Source organism: Streptomyces sp. NBC_00669, assembly GCF_036226785.1.
Lineage (GTDB): Bacteria > Actinomycetota > Actinomycetes > Streptomycetales > Streptomycetaceae > Actinacidiphila.
On the sequence record NZ_CP109018.1, the window covers coordinates 7,915,795 to 7,930,260 of the forward strand.

Annotated in this window: 9 protein-coding genes; 7 read left to right on the top strand and 2 right to left on the bottom strand. The window is 72.5% G+C overall.

Annotation, left to right across the window (positions count from 1 at the left end):
- Window positions 1–179 precede the first annotated feature (179 nt).
- From OG896_RS33475 to OG896_RS33485, 3 genes are all read left to right on the top strand, one after another.
- A complete protein-coding gene (locus tag OG896_RS33475) occupies window positions 180–1,454 on the top strand; it encodes a serine hydrolase domain-containing protein (protein WP_329371362.1) in 1,275 nt (424 codons plus the stop codon).
- Between the two features lie 343 nt (window positions 1,455–1,797).
- Window positions 1,798–2,910: a right-handed parallel beta-helix repeat-containing protein gene (locus tag OG896_RS33480; RefSeq protein ID WP_329371364.1), complete on the top strand. Its 1,113-nt coding sequence runs from the start codon at window positions 1,798–1,800 to the stop codon at window positions 2,908–2,910.
- Between the two features lie 132 nt (window positions 2,911–3,042).
- Window positions 3,043–3,687, top strand: a complete 645-nt coding sequence (locus tag OG896_RS33485) for a dihydrofolate reductase family protein (protein ID WP_329371366.1) — start codon at window positions 3,043–3,045, stop codon at window positions 3,685–3,687.
- A gap of 142 nt (window positions 3,688–3,829) precedes the next feature.
- On the opposite strand, the gene OG896_RS33490 is transcribed toward OG896_RS33485, so the two are convergent.
- Entirely contained in the window at window positions 3,830–6,607 is a 2,778-nt protein-coding gene (locus OG896_RS33490) for a beta-galactosidase (RefSeq protein ID WP_329371368.1), read from the bottom strand.
- A 388-nt stretch (window positions 6,608–6,995) separates the two neighbouring features.
- Here OG896_RS33490 and OG896_RS33495 point away from each other — a divergent pair, with 388 nt between their 5' ends.
- Complete coding sequence (locus OG896_RS33495; RefSeq protein ID WP_329371370.1) at window positions 6,996–9,830, top strand: RICIN domain-containing protein; 2,835 nt, start codon at window positions 6,996–6,998, stop codon at window positions 9,828–9,830.
- Window positions 9,831–9,960: 130 nt separating this feature from the next.
- The gene (locus tag OG896_RS33500; RefSeq protein WP_329371372.1) at window positions 9,961–11,505 is read left to right on the top strand and encodes an RICIN domain-containing protein; all 1,545 of its coding nucleotides are present in this window, start codon (window positions 9,961–9,963) and stop codon (window positions 11,503–11,505) included.
- Between the two features lie 51 nt (window positions 11,506–11,556).
- Here OG896_RS33500 and OG896_RS33505 read toward each other — a convergent pair whose 3' ends face one another.
- Entirely contained in the window at window positions 11,557–12,504 is a 948-nt protein-coding gene (locus tag OG896_RS33505; RefSeq protein WP_329371374.1) for a helix-turn-helix transcriptional regulator, read from the bottom strand.
- A 301-nt stretch (window positions 12,505–12,805) separates the two neighbouring features.
- Here OG896_RS33505 and OG896_RS33510 point away from each other — a divergent pair, with 301 nt between their 5' ends.
- Entirely contained in the window at window positions 12,806–13,780 is a 975-nt protein-coding gene (locus OG896_RS33510) for an aldo/keto reductase (RefSeq protein ID WP_329371376.1), read from the top strand.
- Window positions 13,781–14,071: 291 nt separating this feature from the next.
- Window positions 14,072–14,455, top strand: coding sequence for a DoxX family protein (locus OG896_RS33515; RefSeq protein ID WP_329371377.1), 384 nt, complete (start codon window positions 14,072–14,074; stop codon window positions 14,453–14,455).
- Window positions 14,456–14,466: the final 11 nt, after the last annotated feature.

The window sequence follows — 14,466 nt, forward strand, 5'->3', positions numbered from 1 at the left end:
GCAGGGACCGGAAACTCCCCGGCCCGCGGCGGGTCTGCCGTTCGGTGGAAGGCGCGGCCCGCGGCGGATCTGCGGCTCGTTGCAACCACGGCTACCCGTGTGTCGTCTGGCAGAGTGAAGATCATCCCCACTCGCCACAGCCGACACACCCGTACCGACAACGCAAGCGGAGTCCCGTCGTGCCTTCTCGTTCCAGCGGTGCCAAGCGCCGCTCCCTCGTCGTGGCGGCCGCCGCGGTGGCCCTCGCCTCGACCGTGTTCGCGTCGGGCTCGGCGGGCGCCGCTCCGGCGACCGCCCTGCCCGCGCCCGACTACGCGGGCCTGCAGCAGGCGTTGCAGAACGTCGTCACCGCCGGCGCGCCAGGCGCGTTCGCGCTCGTGAGCGACCGCGGGGGAGCCGGCGGCACGGCCAGTGCCGGGACCGGCGACCTCACCGCCCAGACGCCGGTCGACCCCGCGGGGGAGTTCCGTATCGGCAGCATCACCAAGAACTTCGACGCCGTGCTCACCCTGCAACTCGTCGCCGCGCACCAGGTCGACCTCGACGCCCCCGCCGCCGGATACCTGCCCAGCGGGGTGCTGCCGGCCGACTCGCCGATCACGGTGCGCGAACTGCTGGACCACACCAGCGGGTTGTACGACTACACCAACGACCTGCCGGGCATTCTCGTGGGCGACACCGTCACCGGCTTCCAGCAGTTCCGCGACGAGACCTTCGACCCGGCCGACCAGGTCGCGGACGCGCTCACCCACGGGTCGCAGTTCACCCCCGGCACCCAGTACCAGTACTCCAACACCAACTTCGTGGTGCTCGGCCTGCTGATCGAGCACGTCACCGGCAAGCCCTTCGCCGAGAACCTCCAGCAGCGGGTGCTGAAGCCGGCCGGCATGACCGGAACGCGGTACGTCGTGCCCGAAACGGGCCTCGGCGGCCCGCACGCCACCGGCTACCTCACCCAGGACGACCGCTCCAAGCCGCTCTTCGACGCGACCGAGCAGACCGCGTCGTGGATCGGGACCGCCGGCGCCGCCATCTCCGACACCGCGGACCTCAACAAGTACTGGCGGGCGCTGACCGGCGGCACCCTGCTGCCCGCGGCGCAGCTCGCACAGATGGAGACCATGCACCCGGAGAACGCCGCCGGGACCTCCTCGTACGGCCTCGGCATGCGCGAGTACACCCTGTCCTGCGGCACCCAGGTGTACGGCCACGACGGCATCGTGCAGGGCTACCAGACCTACTCCTACACCACGGTCGACGGTGCGCGGCAGGTCACCATCTCGGCGAACGCGTCCAACAACTCGACGGTCTTCGCCGCCGAACGGGCCGCCCTGGACCCGGTGTTCTGCGGCGCTCCGGCGAACACCGCGGCGACGCGGCAGGCGTCCGCGGACTCCGCGCACGTCGCCCAGGAGGAGACCACCGGCGTCGCGCCGGAGGCGATCCGCGAGTAGCTCCGCTTCCGCGGGCCGAGCAGGCGCATCCCCGCACGTGAAGCGCCGGGCGCCGCCGCGCGTCACCGTCCGCCCCGCCGGGTCCGCCCGAGCGGGGCGGTCGCGCGTCCGAGGGGCGAGCGGGACGGCGGAACATCCCTGCGCGGAAGGTGACTTGGGCGGCCGGGACCCGCATGTCGCGGGGTGCCGCAGGGGGTTGACGGTCCGACGCGGGCGCCCCTAGGGTCACCGTACACATAAGACATCAGATGTCGGTTGTCCCATCCGGTGGGTGGAAGGTGTCCCCGACGCCGCCGCCCCCGCCTCGCCTTTCGCCCGGCGCGCCGTCCCGAGGGAGCCCCCCATGAGCCGTTCCGACGCAAGCGCCCCGTCCCGCCGGCGGGCCCTGACCGGGCTCGGCCTGGCCGCGGGCGCGGCACTGACCACCACGCTGGCCACCACCCCCGCCAGAGCCACCACCCCCGCCACGCCGACCGGGGCGCTTCCCGTGCTGCAACCCGGCGACGACTGGGCGGCGGTCCTCGCCGCGACCCCGCAGGTCCAGCTCCTGCCCGGCGCGACCTACACCCTCGCCGCCGCCGTCGCGCTCCCCGACGGATGCCACATCCAGGGCAACGGCGCCACGGTCACGGTCGCCGACGACAGCACCGGCGCGCTCACCGCCACCGGCAGGAGCACGATCACCGTCACCGGCGTGCGCTTCCTCGGCCGCGCCGGCAACCCCCTCGACACCGCGCCGTCCTTCCACCACGTCGCCGTCGCGCTGACCCGCAGCACCGACGTACGCATCACCGACTGCGACTTCACCAACTGGCGCGGCGCCGGCGTCACCGTCAACGGGTCGAGCGCCGACGACTACTTCGCCTACCGGGTCAAGCTCACCGGCAACGCCTTCCTCAACTGCTACTTCGGCGTGTCCGCGGCCGACCGCAGCGAGTACTCCCAGCTGACCGCGAACAGCTTCGCCTACTGCCGGCTGGCCATCTGGAACTCCTCCGGCAACTGGACCATCCACGGCAACAGCGTCGTCGGCTGCTACGGCGCCTACTACTCCTTCGCCCGGACCAGCCCCTACGGCGCCCTGACCTCCGACAACTGGGCGCACGGCAGCCTGACCGGCAACACCTTCAACCACTCCAACGGCGGTGCCGGGGAACTGTGGAACGCCGGCACCGCCTTCCCGATCGGCGGCACCAGCCAGGACCCCGGCAGCGGCGTCGTCGTCAGCGGCGTGCTGCCGCCCACCTTCACCGGCAACACCCTCTGGTACAGCGACGTCTCCGCCACCGACCTCGCTGGCACCCGCTGGCTGCTGTCCGGCAACACCTTCTCCAACCTCACGATCACCTGCACCGGCACCACCCCCGTCGCGCTCGCCGGCACCCAGTCCAACGGCGCCGCCAACGCCCCCACCCTGGCCGGCAACGTCAAGGACCTCTTCGCCGCCCTCTACTGACGGCGTAGCCCCCTACTGACGCGTGGGTGGCCGGTACGTGACGGCGTGCCCCGATCGGTCACGGATGCGGCGATGAGTTTTCCCGGCCGGAGGAGTCTCATCACCGAGACCGACACCAGCAGGAGGAAAACCATGGCCCAGTTGCTTCGCGTGCAGAACTTCACCGTCTCCGCCGACGGGGTCGCCGCCGGGGAGGACCAGACCCTGGAGCGGCCGTTCGGCCATGTCGATCCCGGGAAGTTGTTCTCCTGGGCCGGCGCCACGGCGAGCTGGCCGTTGCGCACCGACTCCGCGGGCAGCCGCGGCCTGGACGACTACCTCACCAGGGACTTCAGCCACAACATCGGCGCCGAGATCATGGGCCGCAACAAGTTCGGGCCCCAGCGCGGGCCCTGGCAGGACCACGAGTGGCAGGGCTGGTGGGGCGACGAACCCCCGTTCCACACACCGGTGTTCGTCATGACCCACCACGAGCGTCCCTCGTTCACCCTCTCCGACACCACGTTCCACTTCGTCGACGGCGACCCGGCCACGGTCCTCGCACGGGCCCGCGAGGCGGCGGGGGACAGGGACGTCCGGCTCGGCGGCGGGGTGACCACCATCCGGGAGTTCCTCGACGCCGACCTCGTCGACACCCTGCACGTCGCCGTCTCGCCGGTGAAGTACGGGTCCGGGCTGCGCCTCTGGGAGTCGCCCGACGAACTCCGCGACCGCTTCCACCTGGACGTCGTCCCCAGCCCGAGCGGGGTGACGCACCACCTCTTCTGGCACAAGTAGGCCCGTGGAGAGGCGCCCGTCGGGGCGCGCGTCAAGGGCGCCCCGAGGAGCGGCCCGAGGCGTGCCCGGACGGGTCACCCGACGCGCGCCCGGACGGGTCCTGACGGGTCACCCGACGCGCGCCCTCGACGGCGGCCGCACGTCAGCCCGCGTGGTCCGCGGCCGCACTCCACCCGGTTTCGCGCAGCGGCGTCCAGGTCGAGCCGGCGAGGGCGGGCGTCGAGCCCGCAGGCGGGGTGACCCCTTGGATCGTGCCGTCCCACGCGGTGACCTGGAGCGTGAGGTCGGCGAGGGCGCTGTCGTCGAGGTCCATCAGGTCGAGGGACCACGTCTCACCGTGGTAGAGGTCGTCGGCGATCGCCGTCCCTCCGGACAGGAGAGTGGCGTCGCCGCCCCGGTAGTCGAGTTCCAGGCGGGCTTCCGCCAGGCCGGCGAACGTCGAGGGGTCGGCGCTGATCCGCCACCGGCCGGTGCCCGTGGCGGTGATCCGCGGCGCGGGCGGCGCCGCGGCGAGCCGGTAGGTGAAGCGGGCGAACGGCGTGGCCTGGCCGCCGGCGCTCTCCCAGCCGGCGGCCGGCGCCAGCCCGCCGGCCGGGAAGACGTCGGCACTGATGGTCGAATCCGCGGCAGCGGCGAAGCGCACGGTCGGCTGCACGCCGGTCACCTGGCCCGCGGTGGTGATGATCAGCCGGTCGCGGCCGTTCAGCGGTGCGACGGTCGCGTCGAGCGACTCGGCCTCGGTCAGCACCACGATCCGGGCGCAGGGAGCCGCGGTCGCGGATGCCCGCACCAGCAGCGAGGTGCGCCGGCCGGCCGGGACGGTGACGACGAGTTCGGTGCCGGTGGTCTGCCGCGTCGTGGTGCCCGACTCGTCGGTGAGGGCGACGGACCGGTCGAAGGCGAGGGTGCGGTCGGTCCAGTCGGGGGCCCAGTAGACCCAGGTGGGGAGGTCGTCGCCGGCGAGCTTGGCCAGGGGTTCGACGGTGGCCCAGCGCAGGTCGACACCGCCGAGGTCGGTCATGACGGGGAAGAAGGTGCTGCGGTCCGGTGGCATGGTCAGCGGCGCGGCGGGGAGGGTGACGGTGCCGCCCGCGGTGTGGATCTGGAGCTGGACGTCGCCGCGGCTGGGCATGGTGACGTTGCGCTGGGTGTTGTTGACGAAGACGAAGCCGCGGCCGTCGGTGTCGAACCGGCCGATGTAGCGCAGCCGCCGGGTCTGCGTGGGGTCGAGGAGCTGTCCGGGGTCCCGGCTGATCCTGGTGCGCACCAGTTCGGTGGCGCAGGTGGTGACGAACGTGTGCAGCCGCCGGTAGCGGCGGTAGGACTCCCTGGTCCGGCCGAACTCGCCCAGCGGCGCCTGGAAATCGTAGGTGAGCGGCCAACTCCCGGACAGGCCCGCGACCTGGGTGCCGCCGTGGAACATGTAGTAGCCGAGGTAGTTGGCCCCGCGGCCGACGCTGTCGTACGCCTGTCCCACGACGTGGTCGGGCTCGACCAGGAAGCGGTCGGTGCCGCGCATCGGGCTGCCGGTGCCCAACTCGCAGAAGCCGCGCGGGTAGGCGAGCGTGTCGTAGGTGGCGCCGCCGAGGTCGGTGTCGGCGGTCCACTCGTCGGTGCCGTAGACGAAGCCGGAGACCGCCTCGGTGCCGGCGCCGGTCTCCCAGCCGCGGTAGCAGTACGAACCCTGCAGCGGGATCGCGGTGTCCGGCGCGAACACCGAGTTGGCGGTGACCGTGTAGTAGGGGACCACCATGCCGTGGTCGGCGCACATCGTGCGCAGCGTGGTGATGTGGGCGGGGTCGCCGGAGGCGTACTCGTTCTCCAGCTGGATGCCGACGATCGGGCCGCCGTCCTTCGCGAACAGTCCGTCGGCCTGCGCGGCGAGTTGGGCGAAGTACGCGTCCACCTTGGCCAGGTAGCCGGGGTCGTCGCTGCGCGCACCGGACAGGGCGAAGTCGGGGATGCCGCCGTTGGTGGTCTCGGCGTTGATGTAGGGGCCGACGCGCAGCCAGACCAGCAGTCCCTGGCGCTGGGCGGCGGTGAGGAAGGCGCGCAGGTTCCTGCGTCCGGTCCAGTCCCAGGTTCCTTCCGGCTGCTCGTGGTGGTTCCAGAACACGTAGGTCGACACGATGCCGAGGCCGGCGGCACGCAGCTTGCCCAGCTCGCGTTCCCAGCGCTGGTCGGAGCAGCGGACGTAGTGGAGTTCGCCGCTGACGGGATACCAGGCGGCCCCGTTCCTGGACCAGCCGTTGCGCGTCACGCCGTAGCTGACACCGGCGGCGACACCGCCGGCGCCGGCCAGCGGGTCGTCGGTGCGCGCTTCGGTGGTCGTGGCGTCGAGCCGGTACGGGGCCGTGGCGACGGTCCACCACTGGCCGGGGTCGTCGGCGTCCGAGCGGATCTCGACCGTGGCCCCGGGGGCGGTGGCGTCGCCCGTGACGGTCAGCAGCTTTCCGCTGGGCCTGCTGACGATCTTGAACCGCCCCTGGCCCGCGTCGTCCAGCCGCCATTCCTGGTTGGGGCCTCCGGTGGCGTGCCACTGGATGACCTGCGCGCCGTCGTCCGTCGATCCGCCGCTGACGTCGAGCCTGGTGCCCGAGTGCATCGGGCTGAGGGCGGTCCATCCGTCGCCCTGGTCGAGCAGGGTCCACTGCTGGTTGGCCGCGCCACTGGCCGTCCACTGGATGACCTGCGCGCCGTCCGCCGTCGATCCGCCGTAGACGTCGAGCAGGCAGCCGCTGCCGACGTTCGTCAGCGTCACCGGCGCGCCCACGGTGCCCGTCGCCGCCACCGCCCGGGACGGCCACAGCAGGGCCCCGGCGATCTGGGCGCTCATGACCGCCGCGGCACCGCCGCCCAGCAGTCTGATCGCGCCGCGGCGGCTCAGCCCGCCGCTTCCTGGCATTGCCGGCTGGTCCATCGCTACTCCCGCGGGTCGGAAGGTTGACCAGAGAACCAACGCAGTCAACCGAAAACACTCACAATCGAACGTGGCGGGCTCAGGGAACTGCGTCCGCGGACGCGCGTCAAGTGTTTACGCAAACTTCGCCCGCACTCTGCGACAACCCTTGACTGCTACGACGTGTCGGCGCTACCAATGGCGCACTCACAGCCCGTGTTCGGTCACGGCTTGTTGTGATCGATCTTGTTTGAAGACGAACGAGGTGCCGCCCTCGCCTGCCCGCGTGCGCCTCGTACGCCCTGTGCGTTCTGTGCGCCTCGGACGTCTCGCGCGTCGCCAGGTGCTCCGCGCGGAGCGCTTCCGTCGCCGGCGGCACCACCAGGACTCGGCATTGGAGAGCCATGTCATGACCCCTCGCACGATCGTTCTCGGCACCGTGTTCGGCCTCGTCCTGGCCCTGCTGGGCGCCTTCGGACCCGCCGGGATCGCCCCCGGCCGGTCCACCGCCCACGCCGCCTCCGGCACCGCCGCCTCCGGTACCACCGCCTGGCAGGCCGGGCGGTTCACGGTGGACACGCCCGACGTGGTGCGCCGGTCCGATGTGGTCCTCGGGCGTCCCGACACCACCCCCGCGCAGGCGATGCCGCTCGGCAACGGCACGATGGGCGCGGCGGTCTGGGCGGCGGGCGGCTTCACCGCGCAGCTCAACCGCTCCGACACCCTCCCCGACCGCAAGTCCCCCGGCTGGGTGACCATCCCGGGCCTGTCCCGGCTGACCGACGCCGCCGACTTCTCCGCCCACCTCGACCTGTACGACGGCACCCTGGTCGAGTCCGGCGGCGGCATGACCGCCACCGTCTACACCCGCGCGGACAAGGACGAGCTCGTCGTCGAGGTGACCGGCGCCGATCCCGCGGTCGCCCAGACCGCGCGGCTGGGCCTGTGGTCGGGGCGTTCGCCCCAGGCGCAGGCGGGCGGTGGGATCGGCACGCTCGCCGAGACCTGGAAGGACACCGGCCGGCCCGGGTCGGGCGGCGCCACCTTCGGCTCGCTCGGCGGCATCACCGCCGGCGGCCAGGGCGTGAGCGCGAGCGTCGTCGACGACCGGACGGTCCAGGTCTCCTTCACACCGCACCCGGACGGCTCCTTCCGGGTGATCGCCGCCGCGCCGCACTGGGCCGGCGGCGACGCCCAGGCCACCGCCTCGGCACTCCTGGGCAGCGATGCGACCGCCGGCGCCGCCACCCTCAGCGCCGGACACCTGTCGTGGTGGCACACCTTCTGGAACGGAGTGGGCCTGACCGAGTTCTCCTCGGCGGACGGCAGCGCCGACTACATGGAGAACCTGCGCACCCTGGACCTGTACGACGCCGCCGCCGAGAGCCGGGACACCTATCCCGGCTCGCAGGCGGGCGTCGCGGACCTGTTCTCCCCGTACCAGGACTCCCACCAGTGGGACCCGAGCGCGTACTGGCAGTGGAACCTGCGGATGCAGGTCCAGGCGAACCTGTCCGCCGGGGCGTTCGCGCTCAACGACCCCTACTTCCGCCTCTACCGGGACAACCTCCCCGCCATCCAGACCTGGACCACCGCCCACATGGGCGGCCGGGCCGGCGCGTGCGTGCCGGAGACGATGCGGTTCAACGGGCAGGGCTACGAGTACGAGACCTGGCTGTCCTCCCCGGGCCTGAACTGCGACGCCGGCTCGGGCCCGTACTACAACGCCCGGACGATCAGCACCGGTGCCGAGGTCGGGCTGTGGGTGTGGCAGCAGTACCGGATGACCGGCGACCGGTCGTTCCTCACCGCGAACTACCCGCTGATGGCGCAGGCGGCCCGCTTCCTGCTGGCGTACGCGACCACGGGCTCCGACGGCGACCTGCACACCTATCCGTCCAACGCCCACGAGACGCAGTGGGACGTCCACGACCCGACCACCGACATCGCCGCGATGCAGGCGCTGTTCCCCGCGACGGTGCAGGCCGCCCGGCTGCTCGGCCAGGACGCCGACCTCGTCACCCGGCTCGACGCCGCCATCCCCGAGATCCGCCCCTACGCCCGCACCGACGCCGCCACCCGGACCCAACTGCTCACCCCCGCCGACGACGCCGCCGGCGCGGATGTCATCGCCCCCTCCTACGACCCGGCCGCGAGCGCGCACAACTCGGAGAACGTCGGCCTGGAACCGGTCTGGCCCTACGGCCTGATCGGCGACGCGAGCCCGCTCACCGACCTCGCCAAGCGCACCTACACCGACCGGCCCGAGAAGCTGGCGAACGACTGGTCCAACGATCCGCTCCAGGCCGCCCGGCTCGGCCTGGGCAGCGAGGTCGCGAGCACCCTCACCGGCATCACCGAGGCGTACCAGAAGCTGCCTTCGGGGCTCGCGACCTTCGTCGGGAACGAACCGTACGCCGAACAGCAGGGCGTGGTGGCGGCGACGCTGGACGAGGCGCTGGTCCAGGACTACGACGGCCTGGTGCGCATCGCGCCCGCGCTGCCGCCCGGCTGGGACGCCGACGGCACCGTCTTCATCCAGGGCGGCAGCAAGGTCTCCGTCCAGGCCCATGGCGGCGTCGTCACCACGGTGGGGATCAACGCCGGCTCCACCGGCGCCATCAAGGTCCGCAACCCCTGGCCGGGACACCAGATCCAGGTGGTCGACGGCACGGACGAGAAGACCGTCGTCGTCGCCTCGACCGGGAACGCGCAGATCTCCGTTCCCGCCGTCGCCGGCTCCTCCTACCTGGTCCAGCAGGTCGCCGACCCGGTCGGCGCCAGGCCCGTCGCCGCGGTCACCGGGACCCCCGCCACCCAGGCGCGCACCCTCGGCCCGGTCACCATCGGCCTGCTTCCCGGCGGCCCTGTCGTCGGCGCCGCCTCGGGCCGCTGCCTCGACGATCCGGGTGCCGTCACCACCCCCGGCACCAAGGTCGACATCTGGGACTGCGACGGCAGCGTCAACCAGACCTGGACCCGCGCGCGCAACGGCACCCTCACCGTGCAGGGCATGTGCCTCGACGCCTCCGGCGGCGGCACCGCGCCGGGCACCGCGGTCGTCCTGTGGACCTGTACCGCGGGCGCCGCCGGCCAGCAGTGGACGCTCGGCGCGGACGGCACGATCCGCAACCCTGCCTCGGGCCTGTGCCTGGACGTCACCAACGCCGGCACCGCGAACGGCACGCCCGCGGAGCTGTGGACCTGCAACGGAGGTGGCAACCAGCAATGGGCCGCCGGCTGAGCCGTGTTCCGGCGGCGGCGCCGCCCGTGCGGGCCGGGCCGCGCGGCCATCCCTGACGTTCCGTCGGCGAACGAATCCCCTCACCCACCCGCGGTCCCCCCGGACCGCCGACCCTTCCCGAGGACCCCTCATGCTCCCCTTGCGACATGCCAGAACCGGACATGCCAGAACCGGACATGCCAGAACCCGACACGCCCTCACCGGCGGGCCGCGCAGAGGCCGCGCCGCGACCTTCACCGCCGCCCTTGTCACCTGGCTGGCCGCGGTGCTGGCCTTCGCGCTGCCCTCGACCGCCGCCCACGCGGCGGCGACCGCGCAGTTCAACCCCGGCCAGACGTGGCAGGACAGCGCCGGCGGGGTGCTGCAACTGCACGGACTGGGCATCGTCAAGTCCGGCTCGACCTGGTACGGCTTCGGCGAGGACAAGACCGGCGAGAACTCCGGCGACGCGTCCTTCCAGGACATCCCCTGCTACAGCAGCACCGACCTGGCGCACTGGACGAAGAAGGGCCAGGCGCTGACCCGGCAGGCCGACGGCGACCTGGGCCCGAACCGGGTCGTCGAGCGCCCCAAGGTGATCTACAACGCCTCGACCCACACCTACGTGATGTACCTGCACATCGACTCCTCCTCCTACGGTGACGCCAAGGTGGGCGTGGCGACCAGCAGCACGCCCTGCGGGCCGTACACGTACCGCGGCAGCTTCCGGCCGCTCGGCTTCGAGAGCCGTGACCTGAACCTCTTCCAGGACACCGACGGCACCGCCTACCTGCTCAGCGAGGACCGCTCCAACGGCCTGCGGATCGACAAGCTGTCGGCCGACTACCTCTCGGTGACGTCCGCGGTCGCCGTCCTGCCCGACTACGAAGCCCCCGCGATGGCCAAGGTCGGCGGCCGGTACTTCCTGCTCGGCTCGCACCTGAGCGGCTGGAGCACCAACGACAACGACTACGCCACCGCCACGTCGCTCGCCGGCCCGTGGTCCGGCTGGCGCCCCTTCGCAGCGGCCGGCACCAGCACCTACGACAGCCAGACCGCGAACATCATCCCCGTCCAGGGCTCGTCCGGGACGACGTACATCTACGCCGGCGACCGCTGGAACACCTCCGACCTGGGGTCCTCCGCGCTGGTCTGGCTGCCCATGACGATCAGCGGCAGCACCCTGTCGGTCGGCTGGCAGAACTCCTGGACGCTGGACCCCGCGGCCGGCACCTGGTCCAACGGCTCCTCCAACCCCGCCGACGGCACCAGGACCCTGGCCAACGCCAACAGTTCGCTGCTGATGGACGTCAGCGGCGGCTCCACCGCGGACGGCGCCGCCGTGATCCAGTGGGGCGCCGACGGCGGCGCCAACCAGAAGTGGACGATGTCCAGGGTGGACGGCAACGTCTACACCCTGACGAGCGCGGCCAGCGGCAAGTGCCTTGAGGTGCCGGGCAGTTCGGCCGACCAGGGCACGCAACTCGACCAGCGGACGTGCGATGGCGGCAGCAACCAGCGCTGGGCGGTGGAAGCCGCGGGGACGTACACCTCGCCCACCGACTCCTGGTTCGTGCTGGTGAACCTGGCGACCGGCTGGGCCGCCGATGTCGCCAACCAGTCGACCACGGCGGGCGACCCCGTCGTCCAGTGGGTGGGCAACGGCGGCTACAACCAGATCTGGGCACTCGGCTGAGCACCTGACGGCGCCACCGCCGCTCCGGCCGCCACCCCGGCCTCCACCCGGTCAGCCGGGCTGGTGGCCGGGGTGCGGTTCGTGGCCGGAGTGCGGTTCGTGCCCGGGGTGCGGCTCGTGTTCGGCGGACGCCTGGGACGCCGTCATGTCGAGCAGCTGCATCGCGTCGTGGTCGGGGGTGCCGGGGTCGGCGGAGTAGACGCCCATCCGGTGCCCGGGGGTGCCTTCGAGGGCCATGCCCTGGAAGGCGAGCGTGATCTCCCCGACCTGGGGGTGCAGAAAGGTCTTGGTGAGGTGCTTGCGGCCGGTGACCTCGTAGCGCTCCCACAGACCCGCGAAGTCCGGGCTCTTCAGCAGGAGTTCGCCGACGAGCTGGGCGAGGTCGGGCGCGTCGGGGTCGGTGCCGGCCAGCGCGCGCAGCCGGGCCACGCAGCCGCGGACCTGGTTGCCCCAGTCGGGGAAGAGCTCGCGCGCGGTCGGGTGGAGGAAGAGGTAGCGGGCGAGGTTGCGCTGGGTGGCGGGCCAGTCGTCCATGCCGCAGTAGAGGGCGAGCCCACCGGGGTTGTGGGCGAGCAGGTCCATGCTGCGGCTCAGGACGTAGGCGGGGTTCGGACGTACCGTCTCCAGCAGCAGCTTCACCGGGGAGCGCACGGCGCGGGTCGGGGCCGGGACGGGCTGCGGCGCGTAGCGGGCGGCACGCACCGCGAGTTCGCGCAGGTGCTGGTGCTCGGCGTCGTCCAGTTGCAGGGCGCGGGCTAGGGCGTCGACCACCGCGGGACTCGGGCGGGTCTCCTTGCCGCGTTCCAGGCGGGTGTAGTAGTCGATGCTGACACCGGCGAGCGTGGCCAGCTCCTCGCGGCGCAGGCCGGGGGTGCGGCGGATGCCGGGCCCCGGGGTCAGGCCGACGGCCTGCGGGCTGGTCTGGGTACGGCGGGCGCGCAGGAAGCGGCCCAACTGCTCGCCGCCGCTGTGGCCGCCGCCGTGCTGCTCGGGTGCCATGGCTCCAGTCTCCCGCCGCCGTCAGCCCGACACGCCCGAGGTGGGGGGCCCTGTCACACCCCCGCTGGCCGTTCCCCGGCAGATCCCGGCCTGCCGGAAGCGCCCGCGCGGGTGCAGGCTCGTAGGTGTGGAGCGATATCCGTACGGGACCGCGGCCGGCCCCGTCGTCCGTGCGCGGCGGGTTCCGCCCTCCGTGCGGGACGACCCCGCGATCCGTGCCGGACGGCCTCCGCCACCCCGGAATTCCCCGCCCGCCACCGACCGTTCGTACCACCGAGATCATCAGGAGAATCGAGAAGCGATGAAGCACATCAAGCTGCGTGACCTGGACGTCTCCCGCATCGGCCTGGGCGCGATGGGCATGTCCCACGGCTACGTCGGCGCGGGGACCGACGACGCCGGGTCGATCCGTACCATCCACCGGGCCCTGGAACTGGGCCTGACGTTCATCGACACCGCGGAGGTCTACGGCCCCTACGTCAACGAGGAACTCGTCGGGCGCGCGCTGAAGGGCCACCGGGACGAGGTGGTGCTGGCGACGAAGTTCGGGCTGATCTCGCACACCGGCCGCCAGGACGGCACCGACAGCAGCCCGGCGAGCATCCGCACCGCGGTCGAGGGCTCCCTGAAGCGGCTGGACACCGACTACATCGATCTGTACTACCAGCACCGCGTCGACCCGGGCACGCCGATCGAGGAGACGGTCGGGACGCTCGCCGAGCTGGTCACCGAGGGCAAGATCCGCGCCATCGGCCTGTCCGAGGCCGGACCCGACACGATCCGCCGCGCCCATGCCGTCCACCCGGTCACCGCGCTCCAGTCGGAGTACTCGCTGTTCACCCGTGACCCCGAGGCCCGCGTGCTGCCGGTGCTGCGCGAGCTGAACATCGGCTTCGTACCGTTCTCGCCGCTCGGTCGCGGTTTCCTGACCGGCACCATCCGCTCCACCGACCAGATCGACCCGGCGGACTTCCGCGCCGACAACCCCCGGTTCACGGAGGAGAACTTCCAGCACAACCTCCGCCTGGCCGACGCGGTCGCCGCCGTGGCCACCGAGATCGGCGCCACCCCGGCCCAGGTCGCGCTCGCCTGGCTGCTGGCCCAGGGCGACGACATCGCCCCCATCCCCGGCACCCGTCGCGTGGCCCGGGTGGAGGAGAACATCGGCGCCGACGCGGTGCGCCTCGACGAGGAGCAGCTCGCGCGGCTCAGCAGCCTCCCCCCGGCCGCGGGCGACACCCACAACGAGGCCCAGATGCGCCTGCTGGAGCGCTGACCCACCTCTCGCCCACGGGCCCGGCGGCATCCGTCGCCGGGCCCGTCCGTGCGACCGGATGCCTGGCGGGTCCGTGCGGCCCGATGGCTGGCGCGTCGGTGCGGCCCGATGCCTGGCGCGTCGGTGCGACGCAGCGGCGCGGACCACCGCGTGGTGCACCAGGTTGTTACCTCTCGGCAGCCCTCCTCGTCCAAGGAGGCGGAACGCGGCGGGCCGGGGATGTCGGACCGTCCCCGGCCCGCTACCGCCACCCGCTCAGGACCCGCTGAGGACATGTCGAGGAGAGATCACGTGAACACCGCTCTGTGGATCGTCGCCGGGCTGCTGGCCGCGGCCTTCCTGGTCGCCGGCGCCAACAAGCTGTTCATCCCCCGGGAGAAGCTGGCCAAGGCCCCCGGCGGGGGATGGGCCCTGGACTTCGACGCCGGGTTCGTCAAGGCCCTCGGCGCCGTGGAGGTCGTGGGCGCCGCCGGACTGGTCCTGCCCGGCTGGCTCGGCATCGCGCAGATCCTGGCGCCGAGCGCCGCGGTGGGCCTGGGTCTGGTCATGATCGGCGCGGCGGTCGTGGAGTCCCGCCGCCGGGAGTTCGTGCACGTCCTGGTGAACGTGGTCTACCTCGCCCTGATCCTGTTCGTGGCGGTCGGCCGCTTCGGCCCCGAGTCCTTCACCAAGTAGCGGGCCCTGAG

Coding starts and splice junctions, on each gene's coding strand:
- OG896_RS33490 (WP_329371368.1), bottom strand. CDS start 6,607: ATGGACCAGCCGGCAATGCCAGGAAGCGGCGGGCTGAGCCGCCGCGGC.
- OG896_RS33505 (WP_329371374.1), bottom strand. CDS start 12,504: ATGGCACCCGAGCAGCACGGCGGCGGCCACAGCGGCGGCGAGCAGTTG.
- OG896_RS33495 (WP_329371370.1), top strand. CDS start 6,996: ATGACCCCTCGCACGATCGTTCTCGGCACCGTGTTCGGCCTCGTCCTG.
- OG896_RS33500 (WP_329371372.1), top strand. CDS start 9,961: ATGCTCCCCTTGCGACATGCCAGAACCGGACATGCCAGAACCGGACAT.
- OG896_RS33510 (WP_329371376.1), top strand. CDS start 12,806: ATGAAGCACATCAAGCTGCGTGACCTGGACGTCTCCCGCATCGGCCTG.
- OG896_RS33485 (WP_329371366.1), top strand. CDS start 3,043: ATGGCCCAGTTGCTTCGCGTGCAGAACTTCACCGTCTCCGCCGACGGG.
- OG896_RS33480 (WP_329371364.1), top strand. CDS start 1,798: ATGAGCCGTTCCGACGCAAGCGCCCCGTCCCGCCGGCGGGCCCTGACC.